The 19,381-nt window shown below is 60.2% G+C and carries 16 protein-coding genes; 9 read left to right on the top strand and 7 right to left on the bottom strand.

Annotated features, from left to right (window positions below; translation table 11 throughout):
* Positions 1-289: 289 nt before the first annotated feature.
* From FEE99_RS07595 to FEE99_RS07570, 6 genes are all read right to left on the bottom strand, one after another.
* Positions 290-847, bottom strand: coding sequence for an NUDIX hydrolase (locus FEE99_RS07595; protein WP_041480663.1), 558 nt, complete (start codon positions 845-847; stop codon positions 290-292).
* Positions 848-850: 3 nt separating this feature from the next.
* The gene (locus FEE99_RS07590; protein ID WP_041480664.1) at positions 851-1,918 is read right to left on the bottom strand and encodes a DUF2333 family protein; all 1,068 of its coding nucleotides are present in this window, start codon (positions 1,916-1,918) and stop codon (positions 851-853) included.
* 138 nt (positions 1,919-2,056) lie between these two features.
* Positions 2,057-2,533 (bottom strand): hypothetical protein, encoded by a 477-nt coding sequence (locus tag FEE99_RS07585; RefSeq protein WP_041480665.1) that lies wholly within the window; start codon positions 2,531-2,533, stop codon positions 2,057-2,059.
* A complete protein-coding gene (locus tag FEE99_RS07580) occupies positions 2,530-3,036 on the bottom strand; it encodes an Hcp family type VI secretion system effector (RefSeq protein ID WP_041480666.1) in 507 nt (168 codons plus the stop codon). Before FEE99_RS07580 ends, FEE99_RS07585 begins: the two co-directional genes overlap by 4 nt.
* A gap of 15 nt (positions 3,037-3,051) precedes the next feature.
* Positions 3,052-3,720 carry a hypothetical protein gene (locus tag FEE99_RS07575; RefSeq protein WP_052392226.1) on the bottom strand — a complete coding sequence of 223 codons (669 nt, stop codon included), beginning with the start codon at positions 3,718-3,720 and terminating at the stop codon, positions 3,052-3,054.
* A complete protein-coding gene (locus tag FEE99_RS07570; RefSeq protein WP_041480667.1) occupies positions 3,717-4,865 on the bottom strand; it encodes a DUF2515 family protein in 1,149 nt (382 codons plus the stop codon). The genes FEE99_RS07575 and FEE99_RS07570 overlap by 4 nt, the downstream gene beginning before the upstream one ends.
* A 324-nt stretch (positions 4,866-5,189) precedes the next feature.
* On the opposite strand from FEE99_RS07570, the gene gcbA reads away from it, so the two are divergent.
* The 5 genes from gcbA to accC all read left to right on the top strand — a co-directional run bounded on the left by gcbA (position 5,190) and on the right by accC (position 11,411).
* On the top strand, positions 5,190-6,860 hold the full coding sequence (gene gcbA / locus FEE99_RS07565; RefSeq protein WP_016771860.1) for a diguanylate cyclase GcbA: 1,671 nt from the start codon (positions 5,190-5,192) through the stop codon (positions 6,858-6,860).
* Positions 6,861-6,911: 51 nt separating this feature from the next.
* A complete protein-coding gene (locus FEE99_RS07560) occupies positions 6,912-8,858 on the top strand; it encodes a methyl-accepting chemotaxis protein (RefSeq protein WP_041480668.1) in 1,947 nt (648 codons plus the stop codon).
* Between the two features lie 241 nt (positions 8,859-9,099).
* Positions 9,100-9,555 carry a type II 3-dehydroquinate dehydratase gene (aroQ, locus tag FEE99_RS07555; protein WP_016771861.1) on the top strand — a complete coding sequence of 152 codons (456 nt, stop codon included), beginning with the start codon at positions 9,100-9,102 and terminating at the stop codon, positions 9,553-9,555.
* A 24-nt stretch (positions 9,556-9,579) separates the two neighbouring features.
* Positions 9,580-10,038 (top strand): acetyl-CoA carboxylase biotin carboxyl carrier protein, encoded by a 459-nt coding sequence (accB, locus tag FEE99_RS07550; protein WP_016771862.1) that lies wholly within the window; start codon positions 9,580-9,582, stop codon positions 10,036-10,038.
* Between the two features lie 17 nt (positions 10,039-10,055).
* Positions 10,056-11,411, top strand: a complete 1,356-nt coding sequence (gene accC / locus FEE99_RS07545; protein ID WP_024011424.1) for an acetyl-CoA carboxylase biotin carboxylase subunit — start codon at positions 10,056-10,058, stop codon at positions 11,409-11,411.
* A 65-nt stretch (positions 11,412-11,476) separates the two neighbouring features.
* Here the strand turns inward: accC and FEE99_RS07540 are convergent, their stop codons facing one another.
* Positions 11,477-15,430, bottom strand: a complete 3,954-nt coding sequence (locus FEE99_RS07540) for a type III effector 1 (protein ID WP_041480669.1) — start codon at positions 15,428-15,430, stop codon at positions 11,477-11,479.
* Between the two features lie 194 nt (positions 15,431-15,624).
* Between FEE99_RS07540 and prmA the strand changes: the two genes are divergently transcribed.
* The 4 genes from prmA to fis all read left to right on the top strand — a co-directional run bounded on the left by prmA (position 15,625) and on the right by fis (position 19,305).
* Complete coding sequence (gene prmA, locus FEE99_RS07535; RefSeq protein ID WP_041480670.1) at positions 15,625-16,503, top strand: 50S ribosomal protein L11 methyltransferase; 879 nt, start codon at positions 15,625-15,627, stop codon at positions 16,501-16,503.
* 30 nt (positions 16,504-16,533) lie between these two features.
* Positions 16,534-17,793, top strand: a complete 1,260-nt coding sequence (locus FEE99_RS07530; RefSeq protein ID WP_041480671.1) for a DUF3426 domain-containing protein — start codon at positions 16,534-16,536, stop codon at positions 17,791-17,793.
* Between the two features lie 184 nt (positions 17,794-17,977).
* Positions 17,978-18,988 carry a tRNA dihydrouridine synthase DusB gene (gene dusB / locus FEE99_RS07525; RefSeq protein WP_041480672.1) on the top strand — a complete coding sequence of 337 codons (1,011 nt, stop codon included), beginning with the start codon at positions 17,978-17,980 and terminating at the stop codon, positions 18,986-18,988.
* Positions 18,985-19,305, top strand: coding sequence for a DNA-binding transcriptional regulator Fis (gene fis, locus FEE99_RS07520; RefSeq protein ID WP_002555375.1), 321 nt, complete (start codon positions 18,985-18,987; stop codon positions 19,303-19,305). The genes dusB and fis overlap by 4 nt, the downstream gene beginning before the upstream one ends.
* Positions 19,306-19,381 lie beyond the last annotated feature (76 nt).

Below are 19,381 nucleotides of genomic sequence, written 5' to 3'. Positions count from 1 at the left end.
CTGATCGCAACCTTGGGCAAGGTCAGCGACCGCGAAGCCCCACTCAGGCAGGGGCAGCGCTACTGCATCGGAAAACTTTGGACGCTGGACTGAATCTGCAGGAGCTGACGAGTGCAACGAGGCTGCGATCTTTTGATCCTGATCTTTAACGGCAAGATCAAAAGATCGCAGCCTTCGGCAGCTCCTACGGTAGATCTGCAGGCCAACCTCAAGCTATCCGGTGCAGCTTGAAAAGGTCGCGCAGTGTAACGGCAAAAATCGCGATTGCTAAGTGCCAATCGGCGCCAATTCATGTGTTCTTTGCGACGTTGCTTTGCTGCGCCTTGAGATAGCGCCTTAACGCGGCCAGAGAGTCCGGGCAATAAGGCTTTTCGCTGATTTCGCGCATGACCTGTTCGACAGGGATGAATCGCGCTTCGAGGACTTCTTCCGGCTGCAGTTTCAGCGGCCCGTCCCATACAGCGGAAAATGCCGAACACCACAGACGGTTGCCGGTGTCTTCGAAATAGAAGTGATCGTGAGCGGTGAGTTCGACGCCGCTGACGCCCAACTCTTCTTCCAGCTCGCGCGCCGCCGACTCGGCATAACTTTCGTCGGCCTGGACCATGCCGCCTGCGGCAACATCCCAGTAACCAGGATAAATCGCCTTGCTCAACGTACGGCGGTGCACGCACAGCTCACCGGCGGAATTGAACAGCATGATGTAAGTGCCACGGCCAATCAGCCCGCGCTCACGCAAATCTGAGCGCACCAGAGCGCCGAGCAGGTTGTCCTGTTCGTCGACCCAGGCGATCTGTTCAGCGTCCGAGGCGGCGCGATGGGCCGCCTCTCTTGTAGTCTGGCTCACGTATCAGCCCTGATTGAGCAGTTGACGCAAATCGATCACCGCAGCGTTGGCCCGGGAAATATAGTTGGCCATGACCAGCGAGTGGTTGGCCAACACGCCGAAACCGCTGCCGTTGAGAATCATCGGGCTCCACACCGGCTCTTGCGAAGCCTCCAGCTCACGGATGATCTGGCGCACGCTGACGGTGGCGTTCTTCTTCGCCAGCACGTCGGCGAAATCGACTTCGATGGCGCGCAGCAGATGCGACAGCGCCCAGGCCTGGCCGCGTGCTTCGTAGAACACGTTGTCGATCTGCATCCACGGGGTTTCCACGACTTCTTCGTCAACCTGCGGCACTTCGCCGACTGCCGGAACTTCGGTCTTCAGCGCAGTGTTGAGCTTGACCCGGCCGACACTGGCCGACAGGCGTTGCGACAGCGAACCGAGACGGGTACCGACATCGCCCAGCCAGTTGTTGAGGTTGTCGGCGCGCGCGTAGAACAGCGCGTTTTTCTGGTTCGGATCAGACAAGCGCGACTGATAGCGGCTCAGGGAGTTGATGCCTTCCTGGTATTCCGACTCGCTGGACGGCAGCACCCAGCTCTTGTTGTCGAAGTTGAAGCGCGGTTCGGCCTTGGCCAGATCGGCGTCTTCGGCCGACTGCGATTGCGAACGGGCAAAATCCTTGCGCAGGGCGCGGGTCAGGTCACGCACCTGCACCAGCACGCCGTATTCCCAGCTCGGCGTGTTGTCCATCCACAGGCCCGGCGGGAAACGGTCATTGGAAATGTAACCGCCCGGCTTGTTGAGCAAGGTGCCGGCAACGGTCTTCAGGGTTTCGACCGTGGTGTAGCCGACCACCATTTGCTTGCCTTCTTTCTCGGCAGCGACCTGGGCGTTCTGCGCCACCGGAAACAGCTCCGGTTCCTGGCTCCAGTACCAGCCCAGCGCGATGGTGACCAGCAGATACAGACCGATCACTGTGGCCAGCGCCCGGCTGAACAGCAGCCCGCCGACATAGCTGCGGGTGGCCGACTTGGGCTCGGCGGCACGTTCAGGCGCGCTGCCCGCGCGGTTTTTCCAGTCCAGCATGGCGATATCCTTTCAATCACTTGGGTTCAACGGTTCGACCACAACCATACAACAACGTGCCAAGGCCTAGCACCCGCTATCGCGGTACTGGCGCAAAACAAGCGAAGGGTGTCGCGAACGAAAGGATAGACGCAGATTTCAGACGTTGAAGATGCGCAGCGAAAGCTGCCGCACTTGGTCGTCGGTAAACAGATGTGCAATGCCTTGGGCATCAGTTCGGCGCTGACTGGGTATTCCATCGATCATGGCGATGTAGGCCTGCGCGGGCAACGGCTGACCGGTCACGCTGTCGACCAGACGAAAGATTCGTGCGGTGCGCGTGGGCTGCTCGGGCGGGTTGTTCATCAGATCGAGCACGGCCTGGTGGAACACCGCTTCGGCGCCCTGCCAGTAGCCATAGTCGGCCTCGGCTTTGATCAGGCACCATTCACCCTGTTTGATCTGCGCCAGGACTTCGCTGTCCAGATTGATCATCAAACCGGCCCGCAGTTGATCCAGACCTTCGAGCGGTTGGCGCATGCTCAACAGACTGCTGACGTGCGCCAGCGCCTCCTCCACGCAGCAGACATGCTGGCGCTCGTGGTCGGTCAGGCTCAGTTCACGGACCAGCCTCATCGAAGTCCCTCGCCTTGCCACTCGTCCGAACCCATCGTCCGGCTGATTTCGTGGCGCCAGTAGATGCGCCGGTAGCTGAAGTGGATTTTCTCCAGTTGCGTAAGGTGCGACGTGCCGCTGTCGAGGCAGTGCGGCATCAATAGTTCGCTGCCGACGACCAACGCATCCTCCAGTTCCACCGTGTAGAAGTGCTCCTGCACGCCGCTGGCCGAAGTGCGATAGAACTCCACGCGGCATTCGCTCAGCAACTCGCCGCTGGACAGCGCCATATTCAGCAAGGGCGAAGCCTTGTCGAGGGTTTTGGTGATGATCAATGGCCTGTGCATCCGCCGCCCGGCGCCCTGATCCTTGGGGATGTACATGCCATGGCTGAGGGCCTGCACCATGATCTTGTCTTCGCGCCCGCTCTGGTAGCCGTTACCGACCGACGCCTCGGTGAAAGCGCCGGCGGTGATCAGGCCCTGGCGGCTGCCGTGGATGGTCATGAAGGCTGGGATGGGCATGGGATAGCTCCTTAGTTATGAAGTTTTACTGTCTTTGCGAACGCAACCATTCGCAGATGCTGCATTGGCAAACGGCAAATAGGGCTCATCAACTGTCAATACAATTCGATAAAGCGGATCTGTTTTGTGAGTCCTCATCCCCCATGGCTCTAAATCAATCGCCAACTGATACTTGTCAGCTGCCAGCCAAAACGACGTCGCATATTCCGTACGGGAGTGAAACCATGTGCGCCATTGCAACGTGTCCGCTATTGGAGGGTCATTCATCACTTTTGCCTCCACCCAGCATTTTTTGCGCAGTTGGGCATGCAAATCCGAGACGACGATGAGTGCCTCATCAAGTGAAAGCGGCTTCATTTGCGGTGAAAGACGAACACGCCCTACCCACTGTACTGACTTGGCATTGATCCTGAATTCGCGAGCTAAAGGAGTTACAAAACCGAATTCTGGATCGATGAAGCGCAAACGCACACCCGATCTGGACTTGCTGATCCAAACAGCACTGGATGGCACCGGCCCGACGGCGGCAAATGAGCGTTGACGCATCTGCTCCCAAGGCTCGTTGATCGTTAGAGCGATCTCGAAATCGTCCTGCATGATTTCAATTGACCAGCGCAGTAACGCGACCGCTATGATCGCAAGCAGAACAAATCGCCAGCCATCAACCCATCGACGCAGCTTCATCGCGCCACAGTTCCAGCCGCTATATCTCTTATTGACTCTTCAAGAGCGGAGCGATGGATGCCACTTAGCAAATCATCGAAACGCCGCGCAGCCCGAAGCACAAATTCCATGCGCTGTTCGATGTCAGCGAGATTGGCGAATGGATTGTCGTCAAAGCCGATCGTGCGTCCGTCGTCGAGCGAACGGCACTGATTGGCCAAAGTGAGTTCGATGGCCTGAGCTACTCCGGAGGGAAAACCTGTGACGAAGGAGGCGTGATTGCTTCTAAGCAAAGCGATGAGGCGCGTGTCTTCATAAATAGTCGGTTGAAGTATGTGACGCTGCTCATGTTCCGCAAGATGCTTCACGCTACGCGCGATATCCCCTTCTTCAATGGCTTGAAATGCCTGCAGTAATATTTCGAAGTACTGTCCAAACTTCAGTTGCTTTTGCCCAACGGGCCATAGCACCGGAAACATGGGATGTCCGTAAATCCCCTCTCGCGCCTTCAGACAGGTACTAAATTCTTTCAGTCCCCGATTGGCGTAAAACACATGAAGTGGAAAAATATCCAAAAACAGGGTGGTGTTCCCCAAAGCCATCATTTCGTGCACGTGGCGAAATTGCTGCTGCACGAGCGTCAACTCGCCGCCCAGGTGCAGATCCAGTGCGGAAACCGGATTACGCGCATTCGCGGCCTTGTAATCCTTCAACGCTTTCGCTTGTTCTTCAAGCCGACCCGGCGTCAGCAATCCGGCCTCTCGGCGAATACCACGTAATTGAGCTCTGGCGTCCCGCTGCTGCCCTATGAGATCGACAGTGTTTGAAGCATGCAGCAATCCACAACCGACCTGTTTTGAGGCAAACGCCGCTAAACCTGCCCATTGAAAACGAGAATCCTGCAACCACAATCGGGCATAGGCCGCATTAATTACCTGATTACGCTCCACAGGATCGGCAATCAGAACGCCGTCTGGCGCAACGATATTTTCGGCTTCGCGCTGATAGATACGCCATAGACCAGTGCAGGTCAGCACTGGCACCTCTGTCACCTGCACCCGCTCGCCATACAACAACTCTTCGCCGCAGGCGCAGTCGTCGATGGGCGTGATGTTGTGGTTGAGGCGCTGGGCATCACTGGCGAGTTCGGTGAAACATTGGCTCATGATGGAAGGGCGGCAGCTAGGGGAATCCCTGAACCGTACCAGCCAATCTGGCCGGTGAAAGCGCGTAGAAGAAAAATCAGAAAGCGCTGTCAGACGCCGCCTATCAAGACCGGTGAAATGTCGACAGCGCTGGCCGGATTGCTCGCAAAATCCCAGCATGCGGGCACTTGGTCGAAATCAGAGGTAAAAACAAAACCACCCGGTCAGAAACTGAATCGTGTCGTCCAGCAGATTATTGACGTACGACACTCGTCTAAGGGAAAAGAGGTGCTAGCATAGAGCCACCAGTCGATCTCAGCATGCACCCTAACTAGTAGTCAGGATATGACCGAGCCAGAAGACCCCAGCCGTGAGCGTCTCAAGCACCACTTTGCCCAGCGGGTAATTCATCAGGCACGTCAGATTCTTGAGATATGGCAGCGCCTGCAACGCAGTGAGTGGTCCACCGTCGATCTTGCCGAACTGAGCGAGGCGAATCTGCGTCTGCTGCGTTTTGCCGAGCGCTTTGAACAGCCGGAACACACTCAGTTGGCGCATCACATCAGCCAGTCGCTGCAAGCGGTGGATGCCAACCGTGGGCGTCTCAGCAGCGGCCTGATCACCGATCTCAATCGTTTGATGCAGCGCCTGTCGCGCACTGGCCTGCGCCATGGCGATCAGCTCGACCAGACGTTCCTGCCGCCGCTGCGCAAGCCGATCTACGTAATGTTGCAGGATCACGACCGCGCCGAACGACTGGCCAAGCAGCTCGAATTCTTTGGCCTCAGCGCGCAGGCACTGGACAGTGTCGCGGCGTTTCGCTCGTCGATGGTCGAGCGCTTGCCCGCGGCGATTGTCATGGACGTGGATTTCAGTGGCCCCGGCATCGGCCTGAAACTCGCCGCCGAAGCTCAGGTCGGCCTCGAAGAACCGCTGCCGCTGCTGTTCTTCAGCCTGCACGAAACCGACACCCCGACCCGCCTCGCCGCCGTGCGCGCCGGTGGCCAGGAATTTCTCACCGGCACGCTCGAAGCATCGAGTCTGCTGGAAAAAATCGAAGTGCTGACCTGCGTCGCCCAGTACGAGCCTTATAAAGTGCTGATCATCGACGACTCGCGCGCCCAGGCCCTGCACACCGAGCGCCTGCTCAACAGCGCCGGGATTGTCACACGCACCCTGATCGAACCGATTCAGGCAATGGCCGAGCTGGCGGATTTCCAGCCGGACCTGATCATCCTCGACATGTACATGCCGGCCTGCACCGGCACCGAGCTGGCCAAAGTGATCCGTCACAATGACCGCTACGTCAGCGTGCCAATCATTTACCTGTCGGCCGAGGACGATCTGGACAAGCAGCTCGACGCCATGAGCGAGGGCGGCGATGACTTCCTGACCAAGCCGATCAAACCGCGGCACCTGATCACCACTGTGCGCAACCGCGCCGCTCGGGCGCGCAACCTCAAAGCACGGATGGTCCGCGACAGCCTCACCGGCCTGTACAACCACACGCACATCCTGCAATTGCTCGAAGACTGCTCGTTCCGCGCCCGCCGCGAGAACAAACCGCTGAGCTTTGCCATGCTCGACATCGATCACTTCAAACGGGTCAACGACAGCCACGGCCACCCCATGGGCGACCGGGTGATCAAGAGCCTGGCGCTGTTTCTCAAGCAGCGGTTGCGCAAGACCGATTTCATTGGCCGATACGGCGGTGAAGAGTTCGCCATTGTCATGCCCGACACCGATATCGACGCGGCGCACAAAGTCCTCGACGAGATTCGCCAGCGCTTTGCCGAGATTCATTACCCGGCACAGCCGCAGGACCTCTGGTGCACGTTCAGCGCCGGCGTAGTAGAAATGTGCGATGACTCCGACAGCCTGATGATGGCCAGCCAGGCCGATGAGGCGCTGTATCGCGCCAAGGGTGCAGGACGCAATCGGGTGCAGACCGCGCGCCAGTCAAAGCAAAGTGCCACTTTTTCATCGGAATCCACTGATTCGGTCATAACTTTGTAATAGAACCGCAATAAATTCAGGCGCTTACCATTCCTGCCGTTGGTAGCCGTCATGCGCCTGAAGTTGCTCACCAATCTCAACACTCTGCTGCTGGTCGCCGTCTGCGTGGCCCTTGGCGCCACGCTGTGGTGGTCGCAAAAAGCCCTCGAACGACCCTATCTTTTGATGGAGCGTTACCTGGGGCTGTCGCAACAATTTCAGAATGAAGTAGCGCGCAACGTCGAGGATTATCTGGCCAGCGGTGACGCGCTGCGCCTGAGCAGCGCCGCCCAGGCTATCGACAGCGTGCAAAAGCAACTGGGTGACTTGCCCCCGGCGCTGGCCGACACCGTACGGCCAAGCCTGTCGAGCCTTGATGAGTTCAGCAAAACCGACCTGCTCGCCGCCGGCAAACTGGCTGGCGATCCGCAGGCGCTGCTGTTGCAGGCCGAACGCGAACTCAGCGCCAGCCTCGACCAGCTCAATACCTACGCCAATGGCAACGCGACTTATCTCGCGCCGCTGCTCGCCGCATCGCAGCATCTGGGCAGACTGTCGCTGGCGCGGGACAAACTGGTGAGCAGCGGGCGCAGTGAGCTGGCCGCCGATGTCGAGCGTGAAGTGAGCAACATGCGCGCCCAGGCCGAGGCCATCGATGCCCTGCCCTTGCTCGGTGTGGTCGCCAGCAACGAATCGAGCAGTGACGATTTCGCCGCGTTGATGGGCATCGAAAACACCGACAAAGCCGCCGCCGAAGATGCCGGTGTCGGCCTCAAACGCGAACTGAACAGCTTGCTCGGCCGCTATCCGGCGGAACTGGCGCGCACCCGCGAGCAGATCCAGAAACGCGCCGAGCTCAGCGCCGCGACCCACGAAAAAATCGCCAGCGTGCAACACGCCATCGCCGGCCTCGAACCGGTGGTACGCGCGCAACATGGGCAGATCCAGGGCGAAGTGCGGCTGATGCAAGGCGTGATGATCGGCCTGATTCTGCTGATCGCCCTCCTCATCGATACCTTGCAGCGGCGCCTGGCCCGCACCCTGACCAACCTCGCCCCAGCGCTGTCGACCTGGGCCGAAGGCGATTTCAGTCGCGACATCCAACTGGGCAAGACCAATCGCGAATTGCATGACATCGAAGCCTCGCTCAACCGCTTGCGCGCCTATCTGGTGGATCTGGTCGGCACCATTCGCGGCAACGCCGAGCAGGTCGCGGGCAGCAGCCGCACCCTCGCCGAACTGAGCAATGACCTGCACAGCGGCGCCGAACATCAGGCCGGCGATACCGCGCTGATTCGCGATTCGCTGGGAGAACTCGAGGCGACCATTCAGCAAGTGGCCGGCGATGCCCGTCAGGCTGCCGACGCCAGCCGTCATGCCGGTCTCGCCGTCGAGCATGAGCAGGCTGTAATCGGCCAGAGCCTGACCGGACTGCATGCGCTGGTCGGTGAGGTTCAAGGCAATGCGCAGATGATCGAACATCTGGCAGAAGAATCAGCAACCATCGGCGGCGTGCTGACAGTGATTCGTTCGATTGCTGACCAGACCAATCTGCTCGCCCTGAACGCCGCGATCGAGGCGGCCCGCGCCGGGGAGATGGGCCGTGGTTTTGCCGTGGTCGCCGAGGAAGTGCGCTCGCTGGCACAACGCACCGCCGGGGCCACGGCAGAAATCCAGACGCTGATCGCCGGCCTGCAGACCGCCGCGCGACAATCGGTCGAAGGCATGCGCGCGCAAGTCGAACACGCCGAAGCCACGGCCAGTCAGGCGCAAGCGGCAGACGGTGCACTGGACAAAATCGTTGGCGCGATACAGACCATCGCCGACACCGCCGTGCGCATCGCCTATGTCACCGCGCAGCAAAGTGGCGCGGTCAGCGAGATCCGCGATCACAGCGAGCGCATTCATCAATTGGGTGGGGATAACCTGCTGCGCATCGGCCAAGGGCGCGAACAGGGCGAGAATTTGTTGGTTCTCGGCGGCCAATTGCATACGGCCGTTCAGGCCTTCCGCGTCTGACACACCGCCTTCGCGAGCAGGCTCGCTCCCACATTGGAATGCATACCCCTGTGGGAGCGAGCCTGCTCGCGAAGGCGCCAGCCCAGTCACTACAAATGACCGGATCCTGATCCTCGGTCACAAATTTCGCGCAAACATCGCCCATCGTGCCGCCTATTGCATGGAACTGGACAGTCACAAAGGCTTTGCGGCATAGTCGCCGGGTTCTGACGACTGCTCATTGATAACAAGGACAACGCAGATGGCGACGCTACTGGTGCTGCACGGCCCCAACCTGAACCTGCTCGGCACCCGGGAACCGGGGACCTACGGGTCGACGACCCTGGCGCAGATCAATCAGGATCTGGAGCGGCGCGCCCGTGAAGCCGGCCATCATCTGCTGCATCTGCAAAGCAACGCCGAGTACGAATTGATCGATCGCATCCACGCTGCACGCGGTGAAGGCGTGGACTTCATTCTGATCAATCCGGCGGCTTTTACGCACACAAGTGTCGCATTACGTGACGCGCTGCTGGGAGTGAGCATCCCATTCATCGAAGTGCATTTGTCCAACGTGCACAAGCGCGAACCTTTCCGCCATCACTCCTACTTCTCCGATGTAGCGGTAGGAGTGATCTGCGGCCTTGGCGCCAGCGGTTACCGACTGGCCCTGGAGGCCGCACTAGAGCAGCTTGAACACCAAGCTATACGCCCCTGACCGACCCTTGGGAGTTGATGATTCATGGATATCCGTAAAGTTAAGAAACTGATCGAATTGCTGGAAGAGTCCGGCATCGACGAGCTCGAGATCAAGGAAGGCGAAGAGTCCGTACGCATCAGCCGCCACAGCAAGACCCCGGCGCAGCAGTACTACGCGCCAGCCCCGATGCAGGCTCCGGCCGCTGCCCCTGCTGCCGCGCCAGTCGCTGCCGCTGCTCCGGCTGCCGCTGCTGCACCCGCGCTGAACGGCACCGTTGCCCGTTCGCCGATGGTCGGCACCTTCTACCGTAAATCTTCGCCAACCTCGCCTGCCTTCGTTGAAGTCGGCCAGACCGTGAAGAAAGGCGACACCCTGTGCATCGTCGAAGCCATGAAGATGATGAACCACATCGAAGCTGAAACCAGCGGTGTGATCGAATCCATCCTCGTCGAAGACGGCCAGCCGGTTGAGTACGACCAACCGCTGTTCACCATCGTTTGAACCGCGGAGAGCCTTTGATGACTGCGAAGTTGGAAAAAGTTCTGATCGCTAACCGCGGTGAGATCGCCCTGCGGATTCTGCGTGCCTGCAAAGAGATGGGCATCAAGACCGTCGCCGTTTACTCCAAGGCCGACAAAGAGCTGATGCACCTGGGTCTGGCAGACGAATCCGTCTGCATCGGCCCGGCGTCCGCCGCTCAGTCTTACCTGCACATTCCGGCCATCATCGCTGCCGCTGAAGTGACCGGCGCTACCGCCATTCACCCAGGCTACGGTTTCCTCGCGGAAAACGCCGATTTTGCCGAGCAGGTCGAGAACTCCGGCTTCGCCTTCATCGGCCCGAAAGCCGACACCATCCGCCTGATGGGCGACAAGGTATCGGCCAAGCACGCGATGATCGAAGCCGGCGTACCGACCGTTCCTGGCTCTGACGGCCCGCTGCCGGAAGACGAAGAAACGGCGCTGCGCATCGGTCGTGAAGTCGGCTACCCGGTGATCATCAAGGCCGCCGGTGGCGGTGGTGGTCGCGGCATGCGCGTGGTGCACAAGGAAGAAGACCTGATCGCCTCGGCAAAGCTGACCCGCTCCGAAGCAGGCGCGGCGTTCGGCAACCCGATGGTCTATCTGGAAAAATTCCTCACCAACCCGCGCCACGTCGAAGTGCAGGTTCTGTCCGACGGCCAGGGCCACGCCATCCACCTGGGCGACCGCGACTGCTCGCTGCAGCGTCGTCACCAGAAGGTTCTCGAAGAAGCACCGGCACCGGGCATCGACGAGAAAGCGCGCCAGGAAGTATTGGCTCGCTGCGTCAAGGCGTGCATCGACATCGGCTATCGTGGCGCCGGTACTTTCGAGTTCCTCTACGAGAACGGTCGTTTCTACTTCATCGAAATGAACACCCGTGTTCAGGTGGAGCACCCGGTTTCGGAGATGGTCACCGGTATCGACATCGTCAAGGAGATGCTCAGCATCGCCGCTGGCAACAAGCTGTCGTTCACTCAGGATGACGTGGTCATCCGCGGTCACTCGCTGGAGTGCCGGATCAACGCTGAAGATCCGAAGACCTTCATGCCGAGCCCGGGCACGGTCAAGCATTTCCACGCCCCAGGCGGCAACGGCGTTCGCGTCGATTCGCACCTGTACAGCGGTTATGCCGTGCCACCGAACTACGACTCGCTGATCGGCAAGCTGATCACTTACGGCGCAACCCGCGACGAAGCCATGGCACGCATGCGCAATGCCCTGGACGAAATCGTGGTCGACGGGATCAAGACCAACATCCCGCTGCACCGTGATCTGGTTCGTGACGAAGGCTTCTGCAAGGGCGGTGTGAACATTCACTACCTCGAGCACAAGCTGGCCAAACAGTCGTAAGGCTGAAGCGGCATGAAAAACCCGATCCCTGCGGATCGGGTTTTTTTATGCCTGCAAGAAGCAGATCAGACCATTACCGTGGAGAAAGCCTGCTGCTCGACCATTGTGGCAGATGCCCCCAGGCCAGCCTCGTCAACCACCGCTCCTGCTGCGTTTTCATGTAACGGTCTGCGGGTGAACCGCCTCGTAAAGTTTCGGGCACGTATCGAGAGCCCGTCCGTGGCATAGCTCGATCTGGCGATAAGCGGGTTGTACAACCTGCCAATCTGACCAGAGGAATGCTTGAACACTCTCGAGACTCCATTGTTCAGATTCAGCACCACGCCATAGCTGTTGCCCAGGCACGACGAGTATGACCAGTAATCCCAGGTCGGCTGCAGGCCCTGTTCGCGCAACACTCGCCTGACCGGACCGCCGATGTCAGCACCCGCCGACAGCCAGTCGCCACCCACCAGCGTGGCGCGAATGTTCTGCGGTGTTCCCCCCAGACGCTCCAGCACCTGCGTGACACTTCGCTCGATCAACGGGCGAATATTGTGATCAAAATGAATGACCGCACCCACTCTCGTCGTCGGGTTATACAGCGAGGCGATGACGCAACTCTGCGCATTCAACGAAAACAGGTAGTTATCCTGCGATCCGGGACGGAAAGCCGCCACCACGGCTTCGCCCTGCAGCGCGCCGCGGTTCAGCACGGGCTCGACACCTCCAGGAAAAGCATCATTCAAATTGTTCACGCGCCCAAGGTTGCGCACGTTGCCTCCTGTTAGTCCGACCCTGGCGTGTGTCCACTTGCCCCCCGGAGCAAGCTGAATCGGTTGCTGATAGATGGCGGTCGGGCGACGGGCATCGACCAGGCTCAGGCCACCGAAATGCGGATTTTCCCTGACCAGAAAGTACTTGCCTCTGTTGCGAATGTAATAGACCGGTTGCGGCTGTGCAGCGCTCGGCGGGCTGCGCCAGGTGCCGAAAAAGACGCCTTCTTCGCTCACCCTTTGCAAATGTTCGGGCGTCTTGCTGACGGCCTGCCTGGCATGAAAGCGTACTTCCCGGATCGCCGGCAGCGCGTCCCTGCGTAGCGGAGCCACGGTATTCAGACGCTCTGACAACAACGAGACCGGCCTCATGGTGTGCTTCAGACTTCTGGCCGCACCGCACAGCCACTTGATCGCACTGCCTGCGCCGACCATGGCAAACAGCGCCCCCCACGACGCCTCCAGCCAGTGGCCGAGAGCACCATCGATGTCGCCCTCCAGATGCGCAGCGACCGCCTGACCGGCGCTGACGGCAATGAACACGACATCGAGCAGCAAGGCAAATGGAGGGAACACCATGCAAAACGGTGCAGCTGCAAACATCAGCCCCTTGACCACTTGGCGTTCGATCATTTGCGCGCGGCTGGTGGTGATGTCCTGCACATCCGTGACCGCGCGCTCGATGTACGCATTGAACTCGCTGCGGGCGTCAATCAAGCGCTGCGCTTCCTGCAGCGTATCGACGCGTTGTTTTTTGGCCGCAATCGCATACAGGGTGCGCGACACGATGCTGCGCGCGGCAACCGGCGTACGCGCCATCAAGTAGTCATGCAAAGCGCCGGCGATGTCGCCGAACAGTGACTGATACGCGCGCACTACAATTCCGTCGGGGGCATCAGGCGTGTACAGCCACCAGGACGGCTCGGGGTCGAACGAGGTCAGCACATACACCCCGAGCACGACGTGATGGCGCACGGTGAACCTGAACACACCGTCACTTTCAACCATGCTGGCGCCCGGAAAATGCGTACCCGGCGCTGGCACCTGGCTCAACAGAGAGACCTGACGGACCAGCGCTGAATACACCGCGTCGCTCAATCGCGCCTGACTTCTGGCCACGCGTAAATCACGGTCCATCTTTGACAGCAGCACGTTGCGGTAGGCAAAGCGACGCGGTTCGTAGGCAGCATCACGCGGGTCGAGATATTTGCCACGGATCTCGCTGGCGTATTTTTCACCCAGCCACGCCCGGCGCAGATACAACGCCAGATCGGCGCTGCGCACCTGGCTCAGATCCTGGCCAACCGACGATCGCACGCCTTTTTTCGGATGTTCGATGCCGGAGTTGTCATCGTAGCCGTGAATGGCCAGGTCGAGCAGCGTGGCCACCTGCTGCTTCCTGCGGTCAGCGACGCCAGGGTTGTAATCGATCAACACAGTGGCGGGATCGACCGGTTCCAGCACGTTCTTGCTGCGCATATAGGGCGTGATCGCTGCGGCAACCGAGCGCCTGGCGAAATCGACAAAAACCTCGAAACCGCCCAGCAGCTCGTTGAACACCTGCTGATGAACGATCAGTTCCTGATTCAGACTGCTGATGCGCCGGCGAGCCTCGAGCGCGAGCGTCGTGTACCAGCGCAGCGAATTGTCCTGCTCGACCCGCTGCAGGTTGTTTGCCAGGGCCATTTTTGCAGCGGCTTCGACGCACTCGTCGAACGGCAAGGGCGTTCGTCGAAGGTCACTCTGCATGCCCCAGAGAGCAGGACTGGCCGCCGCAGCCACAAGATAATCACGTGCCGGGTGATGTGCCGTCGGCGAAAGCTGCTGCAACAGATACTCGCGACCGGATTCGCTCTGCGTCCAGCTCCATACTTCGCCGGTCAACGCCGCGATCGAAGGCAACCGGACCCACTCCTGACCGTCGGGTTTGTTGGGCGCGTACAGCACCAGGTTATTCACCGCTTGCTCAGTTTCTGCCTGGTAGAACACCAGAAGATCGGCGCATTGCATGTCGTTGGGCAGCGTCAAAGCGGCCACTTGCAGCGGTTTCATTGCCGCTTGCCCAGACCACATCTGCTCCAGACGCTCATGGTCGGAATCCGCCAGATGAGCTGCGCAGCGCGCGACGAATGCGCTCTGCTTGAGCCGTACGGTGAACCAGTCGATGAGTGCCTTTTGCACGTCGGTGCGCTGGTACTGCTCGGCGAGGGCTCCCAGGTAGTCCGCCGGATAATCCTGTTCCGCCAGCATGTCGGCAATGAATGCCGGCTTGAGTGACTGGTTGCGCAACGGCGCAGGACTGCTGATCTCCAGTACCGCTGCGAAGTCCTGCCCGATCGGCCCGCATGCCAGCAGGTCACTGAGGCTGCGATTGTGGGTCGGCTCACCGACCGCCGAGCGCCATCTGAGCCGCACATCGATCCGGTCTGGTTCAACCGCCATGTCGAGCTTGAGCTGAATGTATTCGATGGCCTGCTGGCGGGCAAAGTCGCGCAACGAGCCGTGGCCCTGCAGCAGGTCATCGAGAGCTGCCTGCGCCAGTGACGTCTGCTCCTGATAATCGCGCAACAAGGCGCGATCCGGCTCCTTCAGCGCTTTGATCCATGACGGCAGTTGCGCGAAGGAATGCGCCTCGAGAATCTTTTTCTCTGCGCCGGTTGCCAGGGCAGTCAACCGGTACCGACGCGTGCTACGGGCCTGAGCCCGGTCGATTTTGCTGCGCAATTGATCCAGTGTCAGGCCCGCCAGTTGGTCACGGCGCAACAGCAACTCGATGTCCTTGATATAGCGCCGCAGCTTGCGCTTGATCAGGCGATCAAACAGCGCTTCCTGCCCTTTTGTCGCCCAATGTTCTCGCAGGTATTTTTTGTACTGGTCGAGGAAGTGCAACGAAACGCTATCCACCGTCCGGATCACATGCTCATGACGGCTGGACGGTAAACCGGTGTCAGCGCCCCCCGGCCAGCGAAATGGCGCGTCCTGGAGCGCCAGGAACATGACTGGCCGGCCGTCGATAAGCTTTTGCAGAATGGCGTCAAGCAGCGCAACCACAAAGCCCGGGGCGAAATGGCCGTCCGGGTAATGCCTGCGCAGTTCAGTCAAAGCGAAATGCTCCAGCGCCTCGAGCAACGTCATCTGGCTGTTCAAGCGCTTGTCGATCATCACCTGCCAGCGCGTGATGCGCAGCAGGATCTCCTGCACCGACCCCGTAGACGCAGCGGCTATCGGTGGTTTTTCTTCTACAGTTCCTTGTTGATCCGCCATGTCGCCCAGCCTTTTGTCGCGTAGAGATGAGCGCTCACTCTATTTGCCGACAAAAGTGCTCAGGCCATACATATGTATATCGCGGCCGCGAATGTGTAACAGCCAAGCGGTGTGTCCACTTTGCCGGCGACCTGGCGTAAACTGCGCGCTTTTGCAGCTTCGGGCTGCCCCACAGATTTTCAAAGGTGCCCGCCATGCCTTGGCTGCAAGTTCGTCTCGCCATCACCCCGGAACAAGCCGAAACCTACGAGGACGCATTCCTCGAAGTCGGCGCCGTGTCGGTGACTTTCATGGACGCCGAAGACCAGCCGATCTTCGAACCGGAACTCAACACCACGCCACTGTGGTCGCACACTCACTTGCTGGCCCTGTTTGAAGGCGGCACGCAACCGGAACCGGTCCTCGCCCACCTGGAGCTGCTGACCGGCAGCCCGTTGCCCGAGCACCACAGCGAAGTCATCGAAGACCAGGACTGGGAACGCAGCTGGATGGACGGTTTCGAGCCGATGCGTTTCGGCCAGCGCCTGTGGATCGTGCCGAGCTGGCACGCCGCGCCCGAGCCTGATGCGGTCAACCTGCTGCTGGACCCGGGCCTGGCGTTCGGCACCGGCACCCACCCGACCACCGCACTGTGCCTGGAATGGCTCGACGGCCAGGATCTGAAAGACTGCCACGTGCTCGACTTCGGCTGTGGCTCGGGGATTCTGGCGATTGCCGCCCTGCTGCTCGGCGCCAAGGAAGCCGTGGGCACCGACATCGACGTGCAGGCGCTGGAAGCCTCGCGCGACAACGCTGGGCGCAACAACATTGCCGATGAGCTGTTCCCGCTGTACCTGCCCGAGGATCTGCCGCAAGTTCAGGCCGACGTGCTGGTCGCCAACATTCTCGCCGGCCCGCTGGTGTCGCTGGCGCCGCAACTGTCCAGCCTGGTCAAGAGCGGTGGGCGCCTGGCGCTGTCGGGCATTCTCGCCGAGCAGGGCGAAGAAGTAGCGGCAGCTTATGCGCAGGACTTCGAGCTCGACCCGATCGCCAATCGCGACGGCTGGGTGCGCATCACCGGGCGTCGGCGCTAAAATGACCGCTTGCCTGAACCGGATCGCCGCATGACCGACAGTTTCGTCACCCAATGCCCGCATTGCCAGACCAGTTTCCGCGTCAACCATGCTCAATTGAGCGTGGCGCGCGGGGTGGTTCGTTGCGGCTCCTGCCTGCAAGTGTTCAATGCCGCCAAGCAGCTGCTCGAGCAACATTCTGGCAAGGACACGGTGACGCCGCTCGCACCAGCGCTGCCTGAAGCGCCCGCGCCTGTCAGCGATTCTGCGGTCGTCGAACAGATCCCCGCACCGCGCGCCATCAGCCAGAAGCAATGGAGCGCGTCGGAACTGGATCTGGACAGCCTCGATCTGGACGAAGAACTCGCCCGCCTCGAACAGCGCGAAATCCAGCCGGCCGCCGAATTCGGCCGTACCCGCGAAGAATCCTTGAGCGCACGGCGCGACAGCCCGGAACCGGACGAAGGCACCTGGCCCGACAGCCTGTTCAGCGAGCCTGCGGATGAGCGCAGCGTAGCGCCGGATATCGAGCCGGATATTGACGGCGTCGAAACCCTCGAACCCGAGCGCACCGAACCTTCGCTGTCGCTGGAGCCGGTGGACCTGGATGACGAGCCGCCGATCCCGCAACTGCGCCTGCATGACCCGATCGACCCCAACGCCCGTCGCGAACGCCTGTCAGCCAGCGACGACAACGATGACGACGATCTGCCATTGATCACTTCGCCGCGCAAAAAACGCGAACGGGCCGAGCCCGGGGTGCGCGCCGAGGTTTTGCAGGATCTGACCGACGACCCGCTGCAACTGGACTGGCAGCAGCGCCGCTCGCCCTGGGGCCGGCGCCTGCTCTGGCTGGTGCTGGTGCTGCTGGCGGCCGGCGGCCTTGCCGCTCAGTACGTTGCCTATCACTTCGAGGAACTGGCGCGGCAGGATCAATACCGACCGTGGTTCCAGCAGATCTGCCCGCAGATCGGCTGCACCGTGCCGTCGAAAGTCGATATCGGCAAAATCAAGAGCAGCAACCTGGTGGTGCGCAGCCATCCCGATTTCAGCGGGGCGCTGGTGGTCGACGCGATCATTTACAACCGGGCGACGTTTTCCCAGCCGTTTCCCTTGCTCGAACTGCGTTTTGCCGACCTCAACGGTCACCTGATCGCCAGTCGTCGCTTCAAACCCGGCGAGTATCTGAGCGGCGATCTCGAAGGCCTCGCGGAAATGCCGCCGCAGACGCCGATCCACATCGCCCTGGATATTCTCGATCCGGGGCCGAAAGCGGTGAATTACAGCCTGAACTTCCACTCACCGGAGTGAACCGCTTCAGCGTTTCCCGATTGACGGCATTTTTCTGACTGATCGCGGCCGACCAAACCGTTGGCGATAACAGAATAACTGTTCAGATTTTGTTCAATTCAGCCTTTAACCAGTCATCGAGAGCGGGTATCATGCCCACCCTTTTTCGAACTCTCATGATCCGGCCCCACTTCAGGGAAGTCCTATGTCGGCGGTACGCATCGGCCCATATACATTGCAGAACGGTTTGATTCTCGCCCCGATGGCGGGCGTCACCGACCAGCCCTTTCGTCAGCTGTGCAAGCGTCTGGGCGCAGGGCTTGTAGTCTCGGAAATGGTCACCAGTGACATGAGCCTGTGGAATACCCGCAAGTCGCGCATGCGCATGATCCACGAAGGCGATCCCGAGCCGCGCTCGGTGCAGATTGCCGGTGGCGACGCGCAGATGCTGGCCGATGCGGCACGGGCCAACGTCGAGCTGGGCGCACAGATTATCGATATCAACATGGGCTGTCCGGCCAAAAAGGTCTGCAACAAGGCCGCCGGCTCCGCGTTGCTGAAAGACGAAGCACTGGTGACCGAGATCCTGCAGGCCGTAGTGGCCGCGGTTGATGTACCGGTCACCCTGAAGATCCGCACGGGCTGGGATCGCGAAAACAAGAACGGTCTGAACGTGGCGAAGATCGCCGAACAGGCCGGGATTACTGCGCTGGCCGTGCATGGCCGCACCCGCGCCGATCTGTACACAGGGGAAGCCGAGTACGACACGATTGCCGCGATCAAGCAGGCCGTGTCGATCCCGGTGTTTGCCAACGGCGATATCGATTCGCCGGAAAAGGCCCGATACGTGCTTGATGCGACCGGTGCCGATGGCCTGCTGATAGGCCGGGCCGCTCAAGGGCGGCCATGGATTTTTCGCGAGATCGAACACTTCCTGCGCACCGGCGAGAAATTGCCGGCGCCGGAACTGAGCGAAGTGGAACGCATCCTGCTGGAGCATCTGGCTGCCCTTCACGCCTTTTATGGTGACGTGATGGGAGTGCGCATTGCCCGCAAGCATGTGGGCTGGTATCTCGCAACCTTGCCGGGCGCCAGGGAGTTTCGCGCCCGTTTCAATCGTTTGGATGGTACGGAAACACAATGCGCCGACGTTCGGGAGTTCTTCGCCGAGCGTTACAAGAGCCTGACAGGGGACGAAGAAGGGGTGGCCGCATGACGATGATGACCGAGACTTTAGTGAGTGGAACAACACCCGTGAGCGACAACGTGAATTTGAAACAGCACCTCAACACGCCGAGCGAAGAAGGCCAGACCCTTCGCGGGAGTGTCGAGAAGGCGCTGCACAATTATTTCGCCCACCTTGAGGGCGCGTCCGTCACGGATGTGTACAACCTGGTGCTGTCCGAAGTCGAGGCGCCCCTGCTCGAAAGCGTGATGAACTACGTCAAGGGCAACCAGACCAAGGCCAGTGAGCTGCTGGGACTTAACCGCGGCACGCTGCGCAAGAAACTCAAGCAGTACGATCTGCTGTAAGCATTCAATCAAACCAGAAAGGCGCCCGCGTAAAAAACGGTCGCCTTTTTTGCTGACTTCCTTTGCTTTTGATGGA

Origin of the sequence: Pseudomonas sp. ef1, assembly GCF_007293365.2 — a bacterium.
GTDB classification, from domain to species: domain Bacteria; phylum Pseudomonadota; class Gammaproteobacteria; order Pseudomonadales; family Pseudomonadaceae; genus Aquipseudomonas; species Aquipseudomonas siliginis.
Note: the sequence above shows the minus strand (reverse complement) of the source record. Positions and strands in the feature narration are given on the sequence as shown.